19 protein-coding genes are annotated in these 18,776 nt (G+C 73.2%); 8 read left to right on the plus strand and 11 right to left on the minus strand.

The features are described from left to right. Positions 1-9: 9 nt before the first annotated feature. Positions 10-1,035 (minus strand): class II fructose-bisphosphatase, encoded by a 1,026-nt coding sequence (glpX, locus tag J2S63_RS12935; RefSeq protein WP_310302856.1) that lies wholly within the window; start codon positions 1,033-1,035, stop codon positions 10-12. Positions 1,036-1,070: 35 nt separating this feature from the next. Further along, entirely contained in the window at positions 1,071-1,844 is a 774-nt protein-coding gene (locus tag J2S63_RS12940) for a substrate-binding domain-containing protein (protein WP_310302859.1), read from the minus strand. 57 nt (positions 1,845-1,901) lie between these two features. Between J2S63_RS12940 and J2S63_RS12945 the strand changes: the two genes are divergently transcribed. Next, positions 1,902-2,426, plus strand: coding sequence for a DUF4245 domain-containing protein (locus J2S63_RS12945; RefSeq protein ID WP_310302863.1), 525 nt, complete (start codon positions 1,902-1,904; stop codon positions 2,424-2,426). A 20-nt stretch (positions 2,427-2,446) separates the two neighbouring features. Here J2S63_RS12945 and J2S63_RS12950 read toward each other — a convergent pair whose 3' ends face one another. Both J2S63_RS12950 and xseA read right to left on the minus strand, forming a co-directional pair. Then, entirely contained in the window at positions 2,447-2,674 is a 228-nt protein-coding gene (locus J2S63_RS12950) for an exodeoxyribonuclease VII small subunit (RefSeq protein ID WP_310302865.1), read from the minus strand. Then, a complete protein-coding gene (xseA, locus tag J2S63_RS12955) occupies positions 2,671-3,942 on the minus strand; it encodes an exodeoxyribonuclease VII large subunit (RefSeq protein ID WP_310302868.1) in 1,272 nt (423 codons plus the stop codon). The genes J2S63_RS12950 and xseA overlap by 4 nt, the downstream gene beginning before the upstream one ends. Positions 3,943-4,021: 79 nt before the next feature. Here xseA and J2S63_RS12960 point away from each other — a divergent pair, with 79 nt between their 5' ends. After that, positions 4,022-5,023 (plus strand): 4-hydroxy-3-methylbut-2-enyl diphosphate reductase, encoded by a 1,002-nt coding sequence (locus J2S63_RS12960; RefSeq protein ID WP_310302871.1) that lies wholly within the window; start codon positions 4,022-4,024, stop codon positions 5,021-5,023. Positions 5,024-5,179: 156 nt separating this feature from the next. Here J2S63_RS12960 and J2S63_RS12965 read toward each other — a convergent pair whose 3' ends face one another. From J2S63_RS12965 to J2S63_RS12980, 4 genes are read right to left on the minus strand one after another with little or no spacing between them, the layout of a single operon-like run. After that, positions 5,180-5,671 carry a DUF6542 domain-containing protein gene (locus J2S63_RS12965; RefSeq protein ID WP_310302874.1) on the minus strand — a complete coding sequence of 164 codons (492 nt, stop codon included), beginning with the start codon at positions 5,669-5,671 and terminating at the stop codon, positions 5,180-5,182. Positions 5,672-5,690: 19 nt separating this feature from the next. Beyond that, positions 5,691-6,803 (minus strand): DNA recombination protein RmuC, encoded by a 1,113-nt coding sequence (locus J2S63_RS12970; protein ID WP_310302878.1) that lies wholly within the window; start codon positions 6,801-6,803, stop codon positions 5,691-5,693. A gap of 43 nt (positions 6,804-6,846) precedes the next feature. Next, the gene (locus J2S63_RS12975; protein WP_310302881.1) at positions 6,847-8,061 is read right to left on the minus strand and encodes an oxygenase MpaB family protein; all 1,215 of its coding nucleotides are present in this window, start codon (positions 8,059-8,061) and stop codon (positions 6,847-6,849) included. 19 nt (positions 8,062-8,080) lie between these two features. After that, entirely contained in the window at positions 8,081-8,872 is a 792-nt protein-coding gene (locus tag J2S63_RS12980; RefSeq protein WP_310302884.1) for an exodeoxyribonuclease III, read from the minus strand. A gap of 41 nt (positions 8,873-8,913) precedes the next feature. Here J2S63_RS12980 and J2S63_RS12985 point away from each other — a divergent pair, with 41 nt between their 5' ends. Continuing rightward, on the plus strand, positions 8,914-10,266 hold the full coding sequence (locus tag J2S63_RS12985; protein WP_310302887.1) for a DUF2252 domain-containing protein: 1,353 nt from the start codon (positions 8,914-8,916) through the stop codon (positions 10,264-10,266). 3 nt (positions 10,267-10,269) lie between these two features. On the opposite strand, the gene J2S63_RS12990 is transcribed toward J2S63_RS12985, so the two are convergent. After that, on the minus strand, positions 10,270-11,535 hold the full coding sequence (locus J2S63_RS12990) for a GAF domain-containing sensor histidine kinase (RefSeq protein ID WP_310302890.1): 1,266 nt from the start codon (positions 11,533-11,535) through the stop codon (positions 10,270-10,272). 141 nt (positions 11,536-11,676) lie between these two features. On the opposite strand from J2S63_RS12990, the gene ychF reads away from it, so the two are divergent. Next, entirely contained in the window at positions 11,677-12,750 is a 1,074-nt protein-coding gene (gene ychF, locus J2S63_RS12995) for a redox-regulated ATPase YchF (protein WP_310302895.1), read from the plus strand. Between the two features lie 19 nt (positions 12,751-12,769). Here the strand turns inward: ychF and J2S63_RS13000 are convergent, their stop codons facing one another. Next, the gene (locus J2S63_RS13000; RefSeq protein WP_310302898.1) at positions 12,770-13,360 is read right to left on the minus strand and encodes a hypothetical protein; all 591 of its coding nucleotides are present in this window, start codon (positions 13,358-13,360) and stop codon (positions 12,770-12,772) included. Positions 13,361-13,509: 149 nt separating this feature from the next. Between J2S63_RS13000 and J2S63_RS13005 the strand changes: the two genes are divergently transcribed. After that, positions 13,510-15,363 (plus strand): sensor histidine kinase, encoded by a 1,854-nt coding sequence (locus J2S63_RS13005; protein WP_310302901.1) that lies wholly within the window; start codon positions 13,510-13,512, stop codon positions 15,361-15,363. Beyond that, entirely contained in the window at positions 15,360-16,016 is a 657-nt protein-coding gene (locus tag J2S63_RS13010) for a response regulator (protein ID WP_310302904.1), read from the plus strand. Before J2S63_RS13005 ends, J2S63_RS13010 begins: the two co-directional genes overlap by 4 nt. A gap of 10 nt (positions 16,017-16,026) precedes the next feature. On the opposite strand, the gene J2S63_RS13015 is transcribed toward J2S63_RS13010, so the two are convergent. Then, positions 16,027-16,677 carry a hypothetical protein gene (locus J2S63_RS13015; RefSeq protein WP_310302906.1) on the minus strand — a complete coding sequence of 217 codons (651 nt, stop codon included), beginning with the start codon at positions 16,675-16,677 and terminating at the stop codon, positions 16,027-16,029. A gap of 130 nt (positions 16,678-16,807) precedes the next feature. On the opposite strand from J2S63_RS13015, the gene J2S63_RS13020 reads away from it, so the two are divergent. Together J2S63_RS13020 and J2S63_RS13025 are read left to right on the plus strand one after the other, a co-directional pair. After that, complete coding sequence (locus tag J2S63_RS13020) at positions 16,808-17,986, plus strand: sensor histidine kinase (protein ID WP_310302908.1); 1,179 nt, start codon at positions 16,808-16,810, stop codon at positions 17,984-17,986. Continuing rightward, a complete protein-coding gene (locus J2S63_RS13025; RefSeq protein ID WP_310302911.1) occupies positions 17,983-18,663 on the plus strand; it encodes a response regulator in 681 nt (226 codons plus the stop codon). Before J2S63_RS13020 ends, J2S63_RS13025 begins: the two co-directional genes overlap by 4 nt. Positions 18,664-18,776 lie beyond the last annotated feature (113 nt).

Raw genomic sequence — 18,776 nt, forward strand, 5'->3', positions numbered from 1 at the left:
GGGGGCTGCTCAGTGCTCGAAGTCGATGCTGGCGTAGGTCTTGAGCTTCATCAGCTGGTGCTCGGAGACGATCGAGCGGACCGTGCCGCTGCGCCCGCGCATCACCAGGGAGTGGGTGGTCGCGCCGCCGCCGCGGTACTGCACGCCGCGCAGCAGCTCGCCGTCGGTGATGCCGGTGGCCACGAAGAAGCAGTCCTCGGCGGTCACGAGGTCCTCGGTGGTGAGCACGTGGTCGGGGTCGAGGTCGTGGCCGGCGTCGAGCGCACGCTGCCGCTCCTCGTCGTCCCGGGGCCAGAGTCGGGCCTGGATGACCCCGTCGAGGGCCTTGAGCGCGCAGGCGGTGATGATGCCCTCGGGGGTGCCTCCGATGCCGAGCAGGAGGTCGACCCCCGTGCCCGCGCGGGCGGCCATGATCGCGCCGGCCACGTCGCCGTCGCTGATGAACTTGATCCGCGCACCCGTCGCGCGGACCTCCTCGGCGATGGTCTCGTGGCGCGGCCGGTCGAGGAGCACGACCATGACGTCCTCGGGGGCGGCCTTCTTGGCCTTGGCGACCGCGAGGATGTTCTCCTTGACCGGCTTGCGGATGTCGACGACGTCGCGGGCGTCGGGGCCGGTGACCAGCTTCTCCATGTAGAACACCGCCGACGGGTCGTACATCGAGCCGCGGGGCGCCACCGCCATCACCGAGATCGCGTTGTTCTGCCCCTTGGCGGCCAGCGTCGTGCCGTCGATCGGGTCGACCGCGACGTCGGTCTCCGGCCCGGTGCCGTCACCCACCTCCTCGCCGTTGAACAGCATCGGGGCGTTGTCCTTCTCGCCCTCGCCGATCACGACGATGCCCTGCATGCCGACGGTGGAGATCAGGGTGCGCATCGCGTTGACCGCGACGCCGTCGGCGCCGTTCTTGTCACCCCTGCCCACCCAGCGGGCCGCGGCCATCGCGCCGGCCTCGGTGACACGCACCAGGTCGAGCGCGAGGTTGCGGTCAGGGGCGGAAGGTGACGGAGCGAGTGACGCGGGCTGGTCCGACATGGGACTCACCCTAGCGGCCCGGGCGGCCCTCGGGGTCAGCCCTGCGGGGGCATGAAACCGGCCGCGCGGAGGGCGCTGCGTCCCTCCTGCCCGAGGACGAGGTCGGTCCACTCCTGCGCCAGGCCGGGGTGCCCGCTCAGGGAGACGGGGGCGATGAAGAGCTCGTTGAGCCGCTGCGCCCGGCCGCGCAGGGGCAGGACGTGGAGGCGGTCGCGCAGTCGCCGCACCTGCCCGGCGTAGACCACCCCGGCGGCGTAGGTGCCCTGCATGACCTCGTCCAGCACGTCGGTGGCGTCGCCCTCCGCGCCGTCCGGCTCACGGCGTACGCCGGCGCCCGCCAGCAGGGCGCGACCGATGCGCCCGCAGGGCGCGGTGTCCGCGCACACGGCGAACCGCACGCCGGTGGTCTGGAGGTCCCGGACGCGCCGGACCTTGTCCCACGCCGGCTTCGCGACGGCGAGCACCAGCCGCGCGGTGGCGAACGAGACGGGGCCCTTCACCTGGTCGGAGGCGGCGTTCATCGAGTCCTCGTCGGCGGTGGCCAGCACGTCGGCGGACGTCGGGTCCTCGCCGAGCCTGGCCGCGAGGTCGACGCTGCCGCCGTAGGTGAGCACCACGTCGACCTCGAGGTGGTCCTCCTCGAAGGCGGTGGCGAGCTCGTCGAAGGCCGGCTGCAGGGGAGAGGCGGCGAGCACCTGCAGCTGCGTGCGGCCGCCGTCGGCCGCGTCGGGGGACCCGCCGCAGGCGGCGAGGAGGGGGAGGAACGCCAGCGCCGAGGTGACGGCGACCACGGACCGGCCTCGCGACACGGCTCCTCCTGCTGGACGTGATGGCGGGCGCTGGAACGGGCCCGGAAGAATGGGCGCATGAGCGCTCAAGCGGGACGCTACCAACGTTCGGTCTCCGGCATGGTCGGAGCGATGGTGGTCCTGCTGGCCGTCATCGGCGGCTACGTCGCCTTCCGCGCGGTCAACCGCAACGACGTCGCCGACCCGGTGACCGCGTTCGACTGGCGGGGGCCCGCGACGTACGCCCGCCAGCAGGCCGACTTCACCGTGCTGACACCCTCGCGGCTCCCCGACGGCTGGATCGCCACCAGCGCGCGCTGGACCGGCGGCCGCGAGCAGCACTGGCACCTGGGGCTGCTGACCGGGCAGCGGCAGTACGTGGGGGTCGAGCAGGAGGACCGCTCGGTCGACGACATGGTCCACGAGTACGTCGACCCCGACGCCGCGCGCGGCAAGGACGTGCGCATCGACGGGCGCACCTGGCAGTCGTGGTTCGACGACCAGGACCAGGCGCTGGTGCTGGAGCAGGAGGACGTCACCACGCTCGTGGTGGGGACCCTCGACCGGGGGACGGTCGAGGACTTCGTCGCGACCCTGCGCTGAGCGACCGCGCCGCGGGACGCTCAGTCCTCGTCGGCGGCGCCGGCGAGCACGGCCTCGAGACGCTCGCGGGCGCCGTCGAGCCACTGCTGGCAGACCTCGGCGAGACGCTCGCCGCGCTCCCACAGCGCGATCGACTCCTCGAGGGTGGCGCCGCCCTGCTCCAGGGTGCGCACCACCTCGAGGAGCTGGGCGCGGGCGTCCTCGTAGCTGAGGTCCTTGTCGCCGGTCGTCGTGGGGGGCGTGCTCATGACGGGCCTCCTGGGGCGCCAGGGTCGGCGCTCGGGTCGGGATCGGGGTCGGGGTGCTGCCGGTCGGCGACGGTGAGGGCGAGCCTGCCGGCGTGCAGGCGGGCCGAGACCGCGGCGCCCGGCGCCACCTCGGCCGGGTCGGTGAGCACGTGGCCGTCGGCGTCCTGCAGGACGGCGTAGCCGCGGCGGAGGGTCTCCAGTGGCGACAGCGCCCGCACCCGCGCACGGGTGTGGTCGACGTCGTCGGCCGCCCGGTCGAGCAGGCGCCCCAGGCAGCGACGGCTGCGCTCGAGCAGCTGGTCGACCTCGTCGCCGCGCTCCTCGAGCAGGCTGGTGGGCGCAGCGAGGCACGGCCGGTCACGCAGGCGCTGGAGGGCGTTGTGCTCCGAGGCGACGTGGTTCCACAAGAAGCGGCGGCCGCGGTCGCGCAGCTCGGCGATGCGGCGCTGCTCCTCGCTGACCTCGGGCACGACGTGCTTGGCGGCGTCGGTGGGCGTGGACGCCCGGACGTCGGCGACCAGGTCGAGGAGCGGGGTGTCGGGCTCGTGGCCGATGGCGGAGACGACCGGGGTGCGCACGGCCGCCACGGTGCGGATCATCGTCTCGTCGGAGAACGGCAGGAGGTCCTCGACCGAGCCGCCCCCGCGGGCCACGACGATCACGTCGACGTCGGGGTCACGGTCGAGCCGCTGGAGGGCGTCGACGACCTCGCGCACGCAGCTGGTGCCCTGCATGGAGGCGTAGGCGCAGGTGATCTCCACCGCGGGCCAGCGGCGGCGGGCGTTGTCCTTGACGTCGCGCTCGGCGGCCGAGCCCTCGGCGGTGACCAGACCGATGCGTCGCGGGAGGAACGGCAGGCGGCGCTTGAGCTCGGCAGCGAAGAGTCCCTCGGCGGCGAGCAGCTGCCGACGCCGCTCGAGGCGGGCGAGCAGCTCACCGAGGCCGACCATGCGGATCTCGTCGGCGGCGAGGCTGAACGACCCGCGCTGGGCGAAGTAGCGGGGGCGTCCGTGCACCACCACGCTCGCCCCCTCGACCACCGGCGGGTCGGCGCTGTCGACGACCGCACGGGGGCAGGTCACGGTCATCGTCACGTCGGCGAGCGAGTCGCGCAGCGTGATGAAGACGGTGTTGATCGCACTGGGGCGGTTGACCTGGGTGATCTGGCCCTCGACCCACACCGCGCCCAGCCGGTCGACCCAGCCCGCGACGGCCTGGGCGATCTGGCGCAGGGGTGCAGGTCGCTCCGCGCTCGTCTCGAGCCCCATGGCACCTCCCTGCGTCGTCGGGCCGGGGTCCGGTCCCGGCTGGTCGGCACCCTACGCGGCACCACCTACGATTGAGCGCATGAGCACCGACCTGGGGATCCCCCCTGTCCTCGACGCCGACGCGGCCGACCGCGCGCTGCTCCTGGCCGCGCCGCGGGGCTACTGCGCCGGCGTCGACCGTGCCGTGATCACGGTGGAGAAGGCGCTCGACCTCTACGGCGCCCCGGTCTACGTCCGCAAGCAGATCGTGCACAACAAGCACGTCGTCTCCGACCTGGAGCGGCGTGGCGCGGTCTTCGTCGACGAGCTCGACGAGGTCCCCGAGGGCGCGACGGTCGTCTTCTCGGCCCACGGCGTCTCGCCGGTCGTGCACGAGCAGGCCGCCGAGCGCGGGCTCAAGACCATCGACGCCACCTGCCCGCTGGTCACCAAGGTCCACCACGAGGCCAAGCGGTTCGCCGCCGAGGACTACGACATCCTCCTGATCGGCCACGCCGGTCACGAGGAGGTCGAGGGCACCGCCGGCGAGGCCCCGAGCCACATCCAGCTCGTGGAGACCCCCGCGGACGTCGCCGAGGTCGAGGTGCGCGACCCCGCCAAGGTGGCCTGGCTCTCCCAGACGACGCTCTCGGTCGACGAGACGATGGCGGTCGTGGACGCCATCCGCGAGCGCTTCCCGCTGCTGCTCGACCCGCCGTCGGACGACATCTGCTACGCCACCCAGAACCGCCAGATGGCGATCAAGGAGATCTCCCGCGAGGCCGACCTGGTGATCGTGGTCGGCTCCGGCAACTCCTCCAACTCGGTGCGCCTGGTCGAGGTCGCCCTCGAGGCCGGCGCCAAGGCGGCCCACCGGGTCGATGACGCCTCCGAGATCGAGGAGGCCTGGCTCGACGGCGTCCGCTCGGTGAGCGTGACCTCCGGGGCCTCGGTGCCCGAGGACCTGGTCGAGGGGGTCCTCACCTGGCTCAACGAGCGCGGCTACCCGGCCGCCCGGGCGGTCCACACCGCCGAGGAGTCGCTGATCTTCGCGCTCCCGCCGGAGCTGCGCCGCGACCTCCGCGCGGCCGCCACCTCCTGACCGTCCTTCCCGACGGCTGCGCCGGGCCTCAGGGCAGGCGCGTCAGCGTGATCCGGGTCAGGTCGACCACTGGTGCCTTGGCGGGGGTCGGCCCGTTGGCCCACCCAGCGTCGAGCGGGACCGGGTGAGAGGTGCCCGGTCGGGATCGCAGGTCCCTCAGGAGACAGTGGCCTCCGGGGACCGGTGCTCGGGCGCGCCGGTGGCGGGGTCCTGCGGGCCGGCCGCCTCGTGGTGGGGGCGCCTCAGCCGGCCGCGGTTGCGCAGGGCCACCTGACGGAGCCCGAGCACGCCGAGGGTCAGGGCGTAGGCGACGGCCAGCGCGACGGCGTGGTGCGCGAGCCCGGACACGAAGGCCTGGACCATCCCGTCGCCGGCCTGGGCCACCGCACCGCGGTCGGTCGCGGACACCACCAGCACGGTGACCCCGAGGGCGAGGGGCGGCAGGACGCCGATGGCGAAGAAGTCGCGGGGCCGGACCAGGAGGGCGGCGCCGACGCACGCGGCGACGAGGACCAGGTCGAAGAACCAGCCCAGCCGGTCACCCACGGCGAGCTGCAGCAGGACCGCGACCCCGAGGGACGCGGCCACGCCGGAGACGACAAGGGCGCCGGGGTGGCGGCCTTCTTCCCAGAGCGTGCGGTGGGCCACGAGGTCAAAGTAGGAGACCTCAGGCGGTCTCCTCGTCCGCCACGCCGAAGGATCTGGTCCTCGTCGGGTCCTGCTGCACGAGATCCTCCGGTGTGGGGACGCGCGGGGAGAGGTCGACGAGGGCGGGCGTGTCGACCGTCGACCCGACCACTCCCAGGTCGGCGAAGCGGCGCGAGGAGACCAGGACGCGGCTCTCGAGGGAGCCGATGGCCGCGTTGTAGGACGTGACCGCACCGGTCAGCGACCGGCCGAGCTTGTCGAGGTGGCCCGACATCGTGCCCAGCCGCTCGTGCAGCTCGCGGCCGAGCCGGTGGATCTCACGGGCCTGGTCGCTCACGGCCTGCTCGGTCCACGCGTGGGCGACGGTGCGGAGCAGGGCGATGAGCGTGGTCGGGGTCGCCAGCACGACCCGGCGGTCGGCCGCCCACTCGAGCAGGCCCGGGTCGGACTCGAGGGCGGCGGAGAGGAACGACTCGCCGGGCATGAACAGCACCACCAGCTCGGGCGACCCGTCGAGGGCGCGCCAGTAGGCCTTGGAGCCGAGCGTCTCGACGTGCTGCCGCACGTGACGGGCGTGGCGGCGCAGGTGGGCCTCACGCTCCTCGGGCTGGTCCTCGGGGCACTCGCAGGCGTCGAGGAAGCCCTCGAGCGGCACCTTGGCGTCGACCACCACCTGGCGGCCGCCGGCGAGGTGCACGACGAGGTCGGGGCGCTGCAGGGCCCCGGCGGCGTCACGGGTGCTGACCTGCTCGGTGAAGTCGCACCGGTCGACGAGCCCGGCGATCTCGACCGCCCGACGCAGGTGCAGCTCGCCCCACCGGCCCCGCACCTGCGGGCGCCGGAGGGCGGTGGACAGCGCGGTGGTCTCGCGGCGGAGCAGGTCGGTCGAGTGACGCATCTGGTCGACCTGCTGGTCGAGGGCGCTCTGCCACGCGACCCGGCCGTGGTCGAGCTCGCGCAGCCGCTCCTCGAGCCGCCCCAGCCCGTCGCGGACCAAGGCGCCGTCGACGGAGCCCTGGCCGAGCGCGGGAGGCCCGCTGCGTGAGCGGGACCAGAGCACGCCGAGGGCCAGCCCGAGCAGCGCCCCGACGAGGAGGGTGCCGAGCAGGGCGAGGGCGGTCGTCGCTGTCATGGGGTCACCATGGCGGACCCCTCCGACATTTGGCTCAGATTGCTCAGGCCGACACGGGGTGACCGACCGCGTCGGGGGCGACGTCGACCAGGTCGTGGGTCATGGCGTACTTCTCCCGCAGGCGCTGCTCCTGCTCGGCCTGGTAGGCGCGGCCCCGGGTGACGCGTGCGTCGACTGCCGCAGGGCCGCGCAGGCGGTCCTGGCCGGCGTACGCGACGGCGGTGAGGTGGCCGAGCGCCGGCACCGCTCGCGACAGGCGTGAGGGACGGATGCCGAGCTCGTCGGAGAGCGCGTCGCCGACGAGCGCGCGGACCAGCGCGTCGACGTAGGACCGGGCGACGCGCGCGCGGGCGGGGAGGCGGCCGGGCAGCAGGTCCTCGACCTCGGGCACGAGGTAGTCGTCGATGAGCCCGGCCACGAGCGCGCGGCTGCCCTCGTCGACGGGCGGGCGCGTGAGCTGGTAGAGCGCCTCGATGTCGAGCTGCTCGTCGAGGGTGGTGGGCAGGAGCTGCGGGACGACCCCGCTCAGGTGGCCGACGTAGCGCCACAGGGCGCCGAGGTCCGCCAGCTCCGCGTCGGTGTAGCGCGCGCCGAGCAGGTGCATCCCGCGCACCGCGATCGAGCCGAACTCGGCGAGCGTGTGGGCGAGGTAGGGCTGGCTGATCGGCGTCCCCAGCTCGGCCTCGTCCCAGTCCGGTGAGGAGGAGAGGTGGCGGCGGACCATCGCGTGGATCAGGCGCACCCGGACCGTGCGCTCCAGGCCGAGCCCGTGGCGGCGCAGGCCGCCGCGCGTGGTCACCTCGCGCAGCCAGTCGCCGACCTCGAGGTTGCGCACGCCGGCGTTGCCGACCAGCCGGCCGGTCAGCACGAGGGGCCGCGCCGCTGCGGGGTTGGTGTAGCCGACCATCAGCGACGCCGCGGCCAGCACGAGCCCGAGCTGGAGCGAGTGCCGGGCGAGGTGGTCGCCCGCACGGTCGAGCTGGTCGTGGTCGACCCAGTCGGGCTCGTCGTCGAGGACGGCGAAGAGCGCGCGGACCGAGTCGGGGGCGTCGGCGGGGACCTCGCCGCGGAGCGCGGCCTCGACCGCGCGCATGACCCGCGCTCGTCCGAGCTCCCTCAGGTCGGCCGCGACGGCGTCCGCCAGCGGGTCTCCCTGCCGCGTGCCCTCGACCCAGGCGCGCCCCAGGTCGCCGTACCTCCGCACGGCCTCGGCGCCGCACCGGACGTGGGTGGGCAGCCCAGGTGTCGACAGCGCCATACCGAGCAGTATGGCGCGGTCAGTCGGCGAGGTCCACGACGACCGGCGCGTGGTCGCTGGCCCCCTGGCCGGCGCGCTCCTCGCGGTCGATGAACGCTCCGGTCACCCGCGACTGGAACGCGGGCGACCCGAGCACGAAGTCGATGCGCATGCCCTTGTTGCGCTCGAACCGCTGCCGGTAGTAGTCGAAGTAGGTGTAGACGCCGGGCCCCGGCGCGTGGGGGCGTACGACGTCGGCGAAGCCCGCGTCCACGACCGCCTGGAACGCGGCGCGCTCCGGGGGCGTCACGTGCGTGCTGGTCGCGAAGACGGCGATGTCCCAGACGTCGTCGTCCTGCGGCGCGATGTTCCAGTCGCCGGTCAGCGCCACCGGCAGGTCGGGGGCGGCCGCGACCCAGGAGCGGGCACTCGCCTCGAGCGCGGCCAACCAGCGCAGCTTGTAGTCCAGGTGCGGGTCGCCGATCTTGCGGCCGTTGGGCACGTAGAGCGACCACATCCGCACCCCTCCGCACGTCGCGCCCATCGCGCGGGCCTCGAGGGCGCCCGGCTCGCCGTACTCCGGCATGCCCTCGAACCCGCGCTGGACGTCCTCGATCCCGACGCGGGAGACGATCGCGACGCCGTTCCACTGGTTGAGGCCGTGCGACGCGACCTCGTAGCCGAGCGCCTCGAGCCCCATCGTCGGCCACTGGTCGTCGCGGGCCTTGGTCTCCTGCAGGGCGAGGACGTCGACGTCCTGGCGCTGCAGGAACTGCTCGACCCGGCCGATGCGGGAGCGGATCGAGTTGACGTTCCAGGTGGCCACGCGCATCCCGGGAGCCTAGCCAGGCCGGCAGCGGGTAACCCTTCCGCATGAGCCCCCGCCCCACCAAGGCCGACGAGAGGCGCACCGACCTCATCGTCGAGACCCTCAACGACGCGTTCGCGCCGATGATGAAGGCCGACCCGCGGGCGTTCCGCGTGAAGTACCGCAAGATGGCCGCCGACCCGTTCGCCTTCTACCGCGGCACGGCCTGCCTCTTCTACGCCGACGTCGCCGACGAGAAGGGCGCCCACCGCTCGTGGGACGCCGACTACCTCAGCGACCGCAGCAGCCGCATCTGGATCCACGGCGACCTGCACGCGGAGAACTTCGGCACCTACATGAACGCCTCGGGCCGCCTGGTCTTCGACGTCAACGACTTCGACGAGGCCTACATCGGGCACTACACGTGGGACCTGCAGCGCTTCGCCGCCAGCCTGGCGCTGATGGGATGGACCAAGGCCCTGCCGAAGGAAGACGTACGCCGGCTGGTGGCGCGCTATGCCCGCGGCTACCTCGCGCAGGTCTCGCGCTACGTGGAGACCGACGACGACGACAACGACTTCGCCCTCAACCTGGACACCGCCGACGGGCCGATCCTGGCGATCCTGGGGCAGGCCCGGCAGGCCAGCCGGATCGCCCTGCTCGACGGGATGACCGTGGTGAAGAACGGCGTGCGCTCGTTCGCCGAGGACGGCACCACGCGGCGCCTGTCGAGGACGGAGCGCAGGAAGCTCGAGGCCGCGTTCCTCCGCTACCTGGACTCGATCCCCCGCGACAAGCGCTACGACCGGTCGCTGTTCTACGACCTGCGCGACCTGGTGGGCAAGAGCGGCTTCGGCATCGGCAGCGCCGGCCTCCCGGCGTACAACGTGCTGGTCGAGGGGTTCAACCAGGCGCTGGAGAACGACGTCGTGCTGTCGATGAAGCAGGCCAACGTGCCGGCGGTGAGCCGTTTCGTCGACACGAGCACGGTCGAGGGCTACTTCGAGAACGAGGCCCACCGCACGGTCGTCAGCCAGCGCGCGCTGCAGGCGCACACCGACCCGCTGCTCGGCTGGACCACCGTCGACGGAGTGGGCTACGTGGTGGCCGAGGTCTCGCCGTACGAGAGCGACCTGGAGTGGGCCGACCTCACCGAGCCCGACGAGATCGGCCCGGTCGTCGAGCAGCTCGGGCGGGCGACGGCCAAGATCCACTGCGCCTCCGACGACGACAGCGACCAGGACCTGGTCGACTTCTCCGTCGAGGAGGAGATCGCCTCCTCCCTGGAGGGGAAGCGCAAGGCGTTCACCGAGGCGCTGGTCGACTTCGGCCTGGAGTACGCCGTCCGCGTGCGCCGCGACCACGCGCTGTTCGTGGAGGCGTTCCGCAGCGGGCGGATCGGCGTCGCGGCGACCTGACGGTCAGGCCTCCGTGCACGGCAGGAGGGCGGGGAGCTCGAACCAGACGGTCGTCCCTCCGCCCGGCGACGCCTCGGCGCCGAGCCGGCCGCCGTGCGCCTCGACGATGCGCGCGACCCTCGCCAGGCCGACCCCCTCGCCGCGGCTCACCGACGCGAGCCGGGTCGCGGTGTCGAAGAGGGTCGCCCGCGCCTCGGCGGGGATCCCGACGCCGTTGTCCGTGACCGAGACGCGCCAGGCGTCTCCACCGTCGGTGGGCGTGGCCCACACCGCCACGCGCGGGGGGACGCCGGGCCGGGCGGCCCGGACGGCGTTGGTCACCAGCTCGAGGAGCACGCGGTGGACCTGGCCGGCGTCGGCCGCGACCATCGGCAGCTCGCCCGCGGCCAGGCTGCCGCCGGCGGTCTGGACGACCAGGGACGTGTCGCGGGCGACGAGGTCGAAGACGTCACCGAGGTCGACCGGTGCCGGTTCGACGGTGCGGCCCACCTTGCTGAGCGTGAGCAGCCGGTCGACCACGTCGTTGAGCCGACGCGTCGAGCGATGTGCGCTGTTGAGGACGCGGCGGCGGGAGGGGTCGGCGTCCGGCTCGGTCTCGGCGAGCAGCTCGAGGCTGGTGAGCACGGCCATCAACGGGGTGCGCAGCTCGCGGGCGATCTGGGAGGACAGGTCGAGCAGCTCGTCAGGTCCGGCGTGGTGCGGGAGCGGCCGGTCGGCCTCGCGCCGCAGGTGGAGCTCGATGATGTTGCTGACGTCGGCCGCCACGGCGGTGAGGGCGCGCAGCTGCGACTCGGTGAGCTCGCGGGGCTCCAGGTCGAAGACGCACAGGCGGCCCACCATGGTGCCGTCGGGGTCGACCACCGGAGCCGAGGCGTAGAAGCCGAGGCTCATGAACCGCCCGTCGACGTAGGGGCTGGCGTCGAAGCGCCCGTCCCTCCTCACGTCGGCGACGTGCACGGTCTCCCGGGTGTCCATCACCTGCACGCACAGAGTGTCCTGCGCGTCGCAGACCAGCGGCGCGATGCCGGCGGTGGTGGTGAGGTGGTAGTCGCTGCCCTCGAAGATCGCCAGCGCCGCCAAGGGCACGTCGCACAGGTCCTGGACGAGGTCGACCAGCGTCTGCAGCTGGTCGTCATCGGCCCGGCTCAGCGCCCACAGGGCCCGCAGCCCGGGGTGCGGCGACGCCGGGTCCGGGTGCGAGGCGGGCGCGAGCGCGTCCGGCGCCCTCACGGCGTACGACGGGTTGAGCGCGATGGCGTGCTCGGACAAAGGTTCCCCCCAGGGACGTGCGTGTGCCTGCGGTCCATGAGAGCACCCGGGTGACCAGGCCCACCAGGACCCGTTCGGGGGGTTTCGTCCCGGTTGTCCCCTGGTCGGGAGGTGGCCGTCCGGCTCGTAGGATGGACTCCCGTGGCTCTCACCATCGGGATCGTCGGTCTCCCCAACGCCGGCAAGTCGACCCTCTTCAACGCGCTGACGCGCAACGACGTGCTCGCGGCGAACTACCCGTTCGCGACGATCGAGCCCAACGTCGGCGTCGTGGGTGTGCCCGACGAGCGGCTGGGGGTCCTCGCCAAGCTCTCCAGCTCCGAGAAGGTCGTCCCGGCGACCGTCCAGTTCGTCGACATCGCGGGCATCGTGCGCGGCGCGTCCGAGGGCGAGGGCCTGGGCAACAAGTTCCTGTCCCACATCCGCGAGTCCGACGCGATCTGCCAGGTCACCCGCGTCTTCCGCGACGAGGACGTGACCCACGTCGACGGCGAGGTCAACCCCGCCTCGGACATCTCGACGATCCAGACCGAGATGATCCTGGCCGACCTGCAGACCGTGGAGAAGGCGATCCCGCGGCTGGAGAAGGAGGCTCGGGGCCGCAAGGAGCTCGCGGCCAACCTCGCCGCGGCCAAGGAGGCGCTCGCCGCCCTCGAGGCCGGCACCCCGATCATCGCCACCTCGATCGACCTGGCGCTGGTGCGCGAGCTGACCCTCCTCACGGCCAAGCCCTACCTCTACGTCTTCAACTGCGACTCCGACGAGCTCGAGGACGAGGAGCTCAAACAGCGGATGCGCGACCTCGTCGCCCCGAGCGAGGCGATCTTCCTCGACGCCAAGATCGAGGCCGAGCTCGCCGAGCTCGAGGAGGACGAGGCCCGCGAGATGCTCTCCGACATGGGCATCGAGGAGCCCGGTCTCGACCTGCTGGCCCGCGTCGGCTTCGACACCCTCGGCCTGCAGACCTACCTCACCGCCGGGCCCAAGGAGGCCCGCGCCTGGACGATCCGCAAGGGCGCCACCGCGCCCGAGGCCGCCGGCGTCATCCACACCGACTTCCAGAAGGGCTTCATCAAGGCCGAGGTCGTGTCGTACGACGACCTGGTCGCCTACGGCTCCGTCGCCAAGGCCCGCGAGGCCGGCAAGGTCCGCATGGAGGGCAAGGACTACGTGATGGTCGACGGCGACGTGGTGGAGTTCCGCTTCAACGTCTGAGCCCGCGTGGGCGTGCAGCTCAAAGGGCCGAGCTGCGAACGCGCTGCCGCAGCAGGACAGCGAGGAGCGCGAGGAACGCGGCGAAGACCAGCGGGATCGGGCCGATGCCGAGGAACGAGCCGATGAGTCCCAAGGGCGGCCAGACGCCGAGCATCCACTTCGGGAGCAGGCCGACCCGCCACGAGCCCGCGGCCAGCAGGACGAGCCCGACCATGAGACCGAACGCGCACAGCGGGTAGAGCGGCCCCCAGATCAGCTCCGAGGCGACCACGACCGAGGCCATGCACTGGACGACCAGCTCGGCCATGCACAGGCCGTAGACCCAGACGCCGACGGTGCCGAGCCGGCCGTCGCGACCCCGCTGGAGACGGTGGAAGCCGAGCGTCGCGAGGAAGAGGCCGACACCTTGCGGCAACGCGGCGCTGGTGAGGACGTAGTCGGTGGCGTGGAAGTCGTCGTCGTGGAACGTCCCGAACAGCATGGCCAGGCCCATCATCAGGAGGCCGACGATCGCGAGCCCGATCCCGGTCAGGGTCAGACGCAGCCAGTAGTCGTCGGTGCGGGCTCGGGGCGTGCTGGTCGTGCTGGTCGTCCTGGTCGTGCTGGTCATCGGGGTGTCCTCTCTCGGCAGGGGGTGGCCAGGACGCTAGAGGCGGCGGGATGCCCGGGTCGTCCGCCCAGGAGCCGATTCCGGTCCTCCTCACGGTGTCCTTCTCGAGAAGGACCTCAACTGCTCCAGGCCCTTCTAGGCTGTGGTGGGTGCCGGGGCGTGCAGGGCTGACCAGGTCGGACGCGGTGGTCGCCGCGGGCTTCGTGCTGGCCGGTCTCGCCGAGGCGGTCGTGCTGCACCGGCGTCCGCCCGGGCTGTTGGCGTTCACGGCCTCCGGCGCGCCCCTCCTGGCTGTTCTCGCCGTGCGCCGGAGTCGGCCGGTCGTCCCGCTCTGCGTCATCGCGGCGTTCGCCGTCGTCGGTACGACGGTCCAGTCCGTCTTCTGGCCCGGCGCCGGGGACGGTGGCGGGGTCTGGCTGTTCGGGCTGATGTTCGCCTCGTACTCGCTCGGCGCGCACGGGCGTGGCCGCGCGGTCGCCCTCGGGGGGTTGCTGCCGCTGCTGGTCGGGCTGGCGGTCGACCTGCCGACCATGTCCGGGTGGGCGCTCGTCAACGGCGTGCTCTTCCTGACGGTCTTCGTCGGTGTGCTGCCCACGGCGGTGGGCCGGCTCCTCCAGGTGCGTCGGGCGCGGCTGACCGCTCTGGAGGAGCAGCGCGACCTGATCCTGCGCGAGCAGCACGACGAGCGCGAAGCCGCCGTGCTCGACGAGCGACTCCGCAACACCGAACGGCTCCAGCCCGCGCTGCTCGACGGTCTGAGCGCGATCGCGGACCGCGCCGAGACCGGCGCCGACCCGGGCGAGATCGAGCAGGCCGCGCGCCGGCTGCTCGGCCGGACGCGCGAGGAGGTGGTCGCGTTGACCGCGCCCGTGGAGGTGCCGGAGCCACCCGCCTCGCCCGCCACCGACCACCTGTCCACCTTGAGGACGGCCGCCCAACGCTGGGCGGTGCTCGGCGCGGGCGCCATCGGCGCCGGCCTGGCGCTGGAGTCGACGGGTGCGTTGTCGGTCCCGGTGGGTCTCGCGGTGGGCGCCGGTGCCGCGGTCGGCCTCCCGCTCTCCCTGGTCTGGTGGCGGCCCCTGACGGCCCTGACCGTGGGCTGGTGCGCCATCGTGGCGTTCTCGCGTCTGGTCGCGCCGTTGGACGGCTCGCTCAGCGGCACCACCTTCGCCCTGGTGGCCGCGTTCGCGGTCGCGGTGCTCTCCACCCGGCGTGACGCGGTCCTCGGGCTCGGACTGTGCTGGGTCGGCCAGCTGGTCGGGGTGGGCACCGACGACCCGGTCGGGGAGGCGGTGATCATCGGCGTGTGCTGGCTCGGCGGGCTGGCGGTCAACGAGGTCAGCGCGCTGGTGGAGCAGGGCCGAGCCAACAACCGCCTGCTCACCGGGCAGGAGGAGGTCGCGCGGCACCGGGCCGTCGTGGAGGAGCGGCTCCGGCTGGCCCGGGAGGTGCACGACCAGATCGGGCACACCCTCACCGTGGTCGCCCTCCAGGCAGGTGCGGCCCGGCGGATGGCACGAGCCGATCCGCAGCGGGCCCGGCAGGTGATGGAGACGATCGTCGGAGCGGCACGCGAGGGCGAGAACGCGATGACGGGCCGTGGCCCCACCGACCTGGCGGGCCTGCTCCAGCGCACCCGCGACACGGGCTTGTCCCTCACGGCCGACGTCGCCGACCTCGACACCCCGGGGCTGCTCGACCCCCAGACCCGGGAAGTCGCCTGTCGGATCGTCCAGGAGGGGCTGACGAACGTGCTGCGCCACGCACCCGGAGCCGCCGCTACCGTGACCACGCGCGGGGACGTCGACGCGGTGAGCGTCACCCTGCGCAACGGTCCGCCGACCCGAGGTGGCGGCTCCGCCGGAGGCAGGCGTGGGCTCGCCGGGCTGCGGGAGCGGGTCGCCGCCCACGGTGGCGAGCTGGACTGGGGACCGTGCGAGGACGGCGGCTTCGAGGTGCGGGCCGTGCTGCCCGTCCGTCGTCACCAGGAAGTCGGGCGATGATCACCGTCGCGCTCGCCGACGACCAGCCCCTGGTGCGCAGCGGCCTCCGGATGATCCTCGAGGGCGAGGCGGACGTGGAGATCGTGGGCGAGGCCGCGGACGGCGCGGAGGCGGTCGCCCTCGTGCGAGCCGCACATCCCGACGTGCTCCTGCTGGACGTGCAGATGCCCGGCGTCGACGGCCTGGAGGCGCTGGCGCAGCTCGCGGCCACCACGATCACGACACGGGTCCTCATGCTCACGACCTTCGACCTCGACGAGTACGTCTACCGCGCGATGCGCGCCGGCGCCTCGGGCTTCCTGCTCAAGGACATGCCCGGCGAGGACATCGCAGCCGCTGTCCGCCAGGCGGCCCGGGGCGGTGACGCACTGCTCGCTCCCGCGCTCACCCGTCGGCTGGTCGACCGCTTCGCGAGGGACCGTCCCCGAGCCACCGCGCCCGCACTGGACCGGCTCACGGCCCGTGAGCTCGAGGTGCTGCGGCTGGTCGCTCGCGGCCTGTCCAACGCCGAGATCGCCGCCGACCTCTCCATCGGCGAGACCACCGTGAAGACCCACGTCGCCCGGGTCCTCATGAAGCTCGGCCTGCGCGACCGTGTCCAGGCCGTCGTCGCCGCCTACGAGGCCGGCCTGACGTCGGGGACGACGGGGTGACCTGCGTACTTCACGCGTTGACCGTGCGCACGGTCGGGGCGGTCAGGGACCGTGCCGCAGGCAGGAAGGCCGCCAGCGCCGCCACGATGCCGAGGACTCCCATCGCGACACTGCTCGAGCTGCCGGCAGCCGCGAAGACCACGGCGGCGATCGGCGCCCACACGGGCACCCGGCGAGCCCGACGCAGGCCCACGAGGAGCGTGATCATGCCGATCGTGAGGCCGACGACGAACGCGACGATCAGCCCGACCAGCATGGGGTAGGCCTCCGAGGCATCGTCCAGAGCCTGGATCGTCGCGGCGTCGGTGGCGGCTCGGCCGTAGAGCGCGAACGGGGCGTAGTACGCCACCGCGTGCCCCGCCGAGGCCACCAGGCCCACCACGACCAGCGCTCCGCCGACGGCGACGACACGCGACCCCCGGCCGCGCGTCGTCGCCACCAGGGCACAGACGCCCGGGATGAGGAGCACCGGTGCCAGCGCGCTCAGGACGCCGGCCGTGAGCCAGACGCCGGCGTGGTCATGGGCCGACGCGGCGATCGCCGTCGGCGAGGAGCCGGTGGCGGAGTCGACCGTACGGCGCAGGAGGTCGCCCAGCGAGAGCACCAGCGCCCCCACCAGGAGGCCGGCCGCCGAGAACCTGAGAAGAGTGGAATTCGTCATGGAGCCACGCTGGCGCGGTCGACGCCCTCGGCGCCTCCCTCTGCCTCGCGAACCGACTCCACCGCCCGGCGGACCCGTCTCCTCCTCCCGACCGATCCGCGGGACCGCCGACCCGACCTACCCTCGACCCGTGCCCTCCGCCGCGCGCCCCCGAGCCGTCCTCGGCGTCCCTCTCCTCGACGTCGTCCTGGCGGGTGTCGTGGTGGTCCTCTCGGTGGGCGGCCTGACCAGCGGAGACGTCGACGAGACGCCCCTGGCGTTGACGCTGCCGGTGGCCGTCGTGATCGGTCTGAGCCTCCTCGGCCGCACCCGCGCACCCCTCGTCGCCGCGATGGTCACCACCGTGGCCAACGTCGTCCAGGGGGCCTGGGGCAACCAGTCGCCGGGGACCCTCATGGCGCTGGTGGTGGTGCTCCTGCTCGCCTACTCGCTCGGCGCCGAGCACGACGAAGGCGTCGCCTCGCTCGGGCTGGGGTTCGTGCTCGCCGGGATGTTCCTCACCGAATGGCTCGACGGCGGGTCGGACTACCCGTTCATCGCCGTCGAGCTCGGTGGCGCCTGGTTGCTGGGCAGAGCCTCCCGGTCCTGGCGGTCGCGGGCGACGTACGCCGAGCAGCACCAGCGCGACCTCGCCCGCCTGGCCGTCGCGGACGAGCGCGCCCGGATCGCTCGTGAGCTGCACGACATCGTCGCCCACAGCCTGAGCGTGATCGCGGTCCAGTCCGACGCAGCCGAGGCGGCCCTCGCCCGAGACCCGGCGCTGGCCGGGGAACCGCTGCGCGCCATCCGCGGGAGCGCCCGGGAGGCCCTGGTCGACATGCGTCAGCTGCTGCACGTGATGCGGAGCGACGACCTCGGCGACCGGAGCGACGAGTCGGACGCAGCCCGATCCTCCCGGGCGCCGGCCCGCGGACTGGCGGACCTGCCGCCGCTGGTCAAGGCCCTGCGCGAGGCAGGGCTGCCGCTCGAGGCCGACGTGCGCGTCGACGCCGCGTCAGTGCCGTCGGGCATCGAGCTGGCGGTCTACCGGATCGCGCAGGAAGCACTCACCAACGTGCTCAAGCACGCCGGCGCCGTGCCCACCAGGCTCACTGTCGAGGCGCGACAGGACGACGTGCGCGTCGTCGTGCGCAACCACCCGGGCCGGTCGGCTCGGCCGGCGCTCGCCGCGGACGGGGGCTCCGGCCACGGGCTCGTCGGCGCGCGCGAGCGAGCCCTGGCGGCGGGCGGCACCCTGCACTCCGGCCGCACTGACGACGGTGGGTTCGAGCTGGTCGCGACGCTCCCGATCACCGAGGAGCTCGGATGATCCGGGTCCTGCTCTGCGACGACCAGGAGCTCGTCCGCGCCGGGTTCCGGCTGATCCTCGACCTCGAGGACGACCTCGAGGTGGTGGGTGAGGCCAGGGACGGCCACGAGTGCCTGCGCCTGGTGGCCACCGTGAGGCCGGACGTGGTGCTGATGGACATCCGGATGCCGCGCATGGACGGCGTCGAGGCGACGCGTCAGCTGGTGCGCGCCGGGTCGCCGGCGCGAGTGCTGGTCCTCACCACCTTCGACCTCGACGAGTACGTCTACGACGCCATGCGCGCGGGAGCCAGCGGGTTCCTGCTCAAGGACGTCCCCCGCGAACAGCTCGTGTTCGCGGTGCGCATGGTCGCTCGCGGAGACGCCGTGGTCTCCCCGAAGGTGACGCGTCGCCTGGTCCAGCACTACGTCGGGGCGCCGCCCCCGACCACCGGCGTGCCCGACGTGCTGGCCGACCTCAGCGAGCGGGAGCTCGAGGTGTTCGGCCTGGTCGCGAGCGGCCGGTCGAACGCCGAGGTCGCGGAGACGCTGGTGCTCGGTGAAGCCACCGTGAAGACTCACGTCGGCAACATCTTGTCCAAGCTGGGCCTGCGGGACCGGATCCAGGCGGTCGTGCTCGCCTACGAGTCCGGCTACCTCCAGCCCGGCCGCGCTGACCCTGCCCGTGACGTGACGTGACGTGACGTGACGTGACGGCTCCGCCAGGTCGACCCGGTGAGGTGGGGAGCGTGTGCGGGCCCGCGAGGGGCGGGTTAGCGTCGCACATCAGAGGTTCCGCGACATCGAGGAGG

Source organism: Nocardioides marmoribigeumensis (genome assembly GCF_031458325.1).
Classification (GTDB): Bacteria; Actinomycetota; Actinomycetes; order Propionibacteriales; family Nocardioidaceae; genus Marmoricola_A; species Marmoricola_A marmoribigeumensis.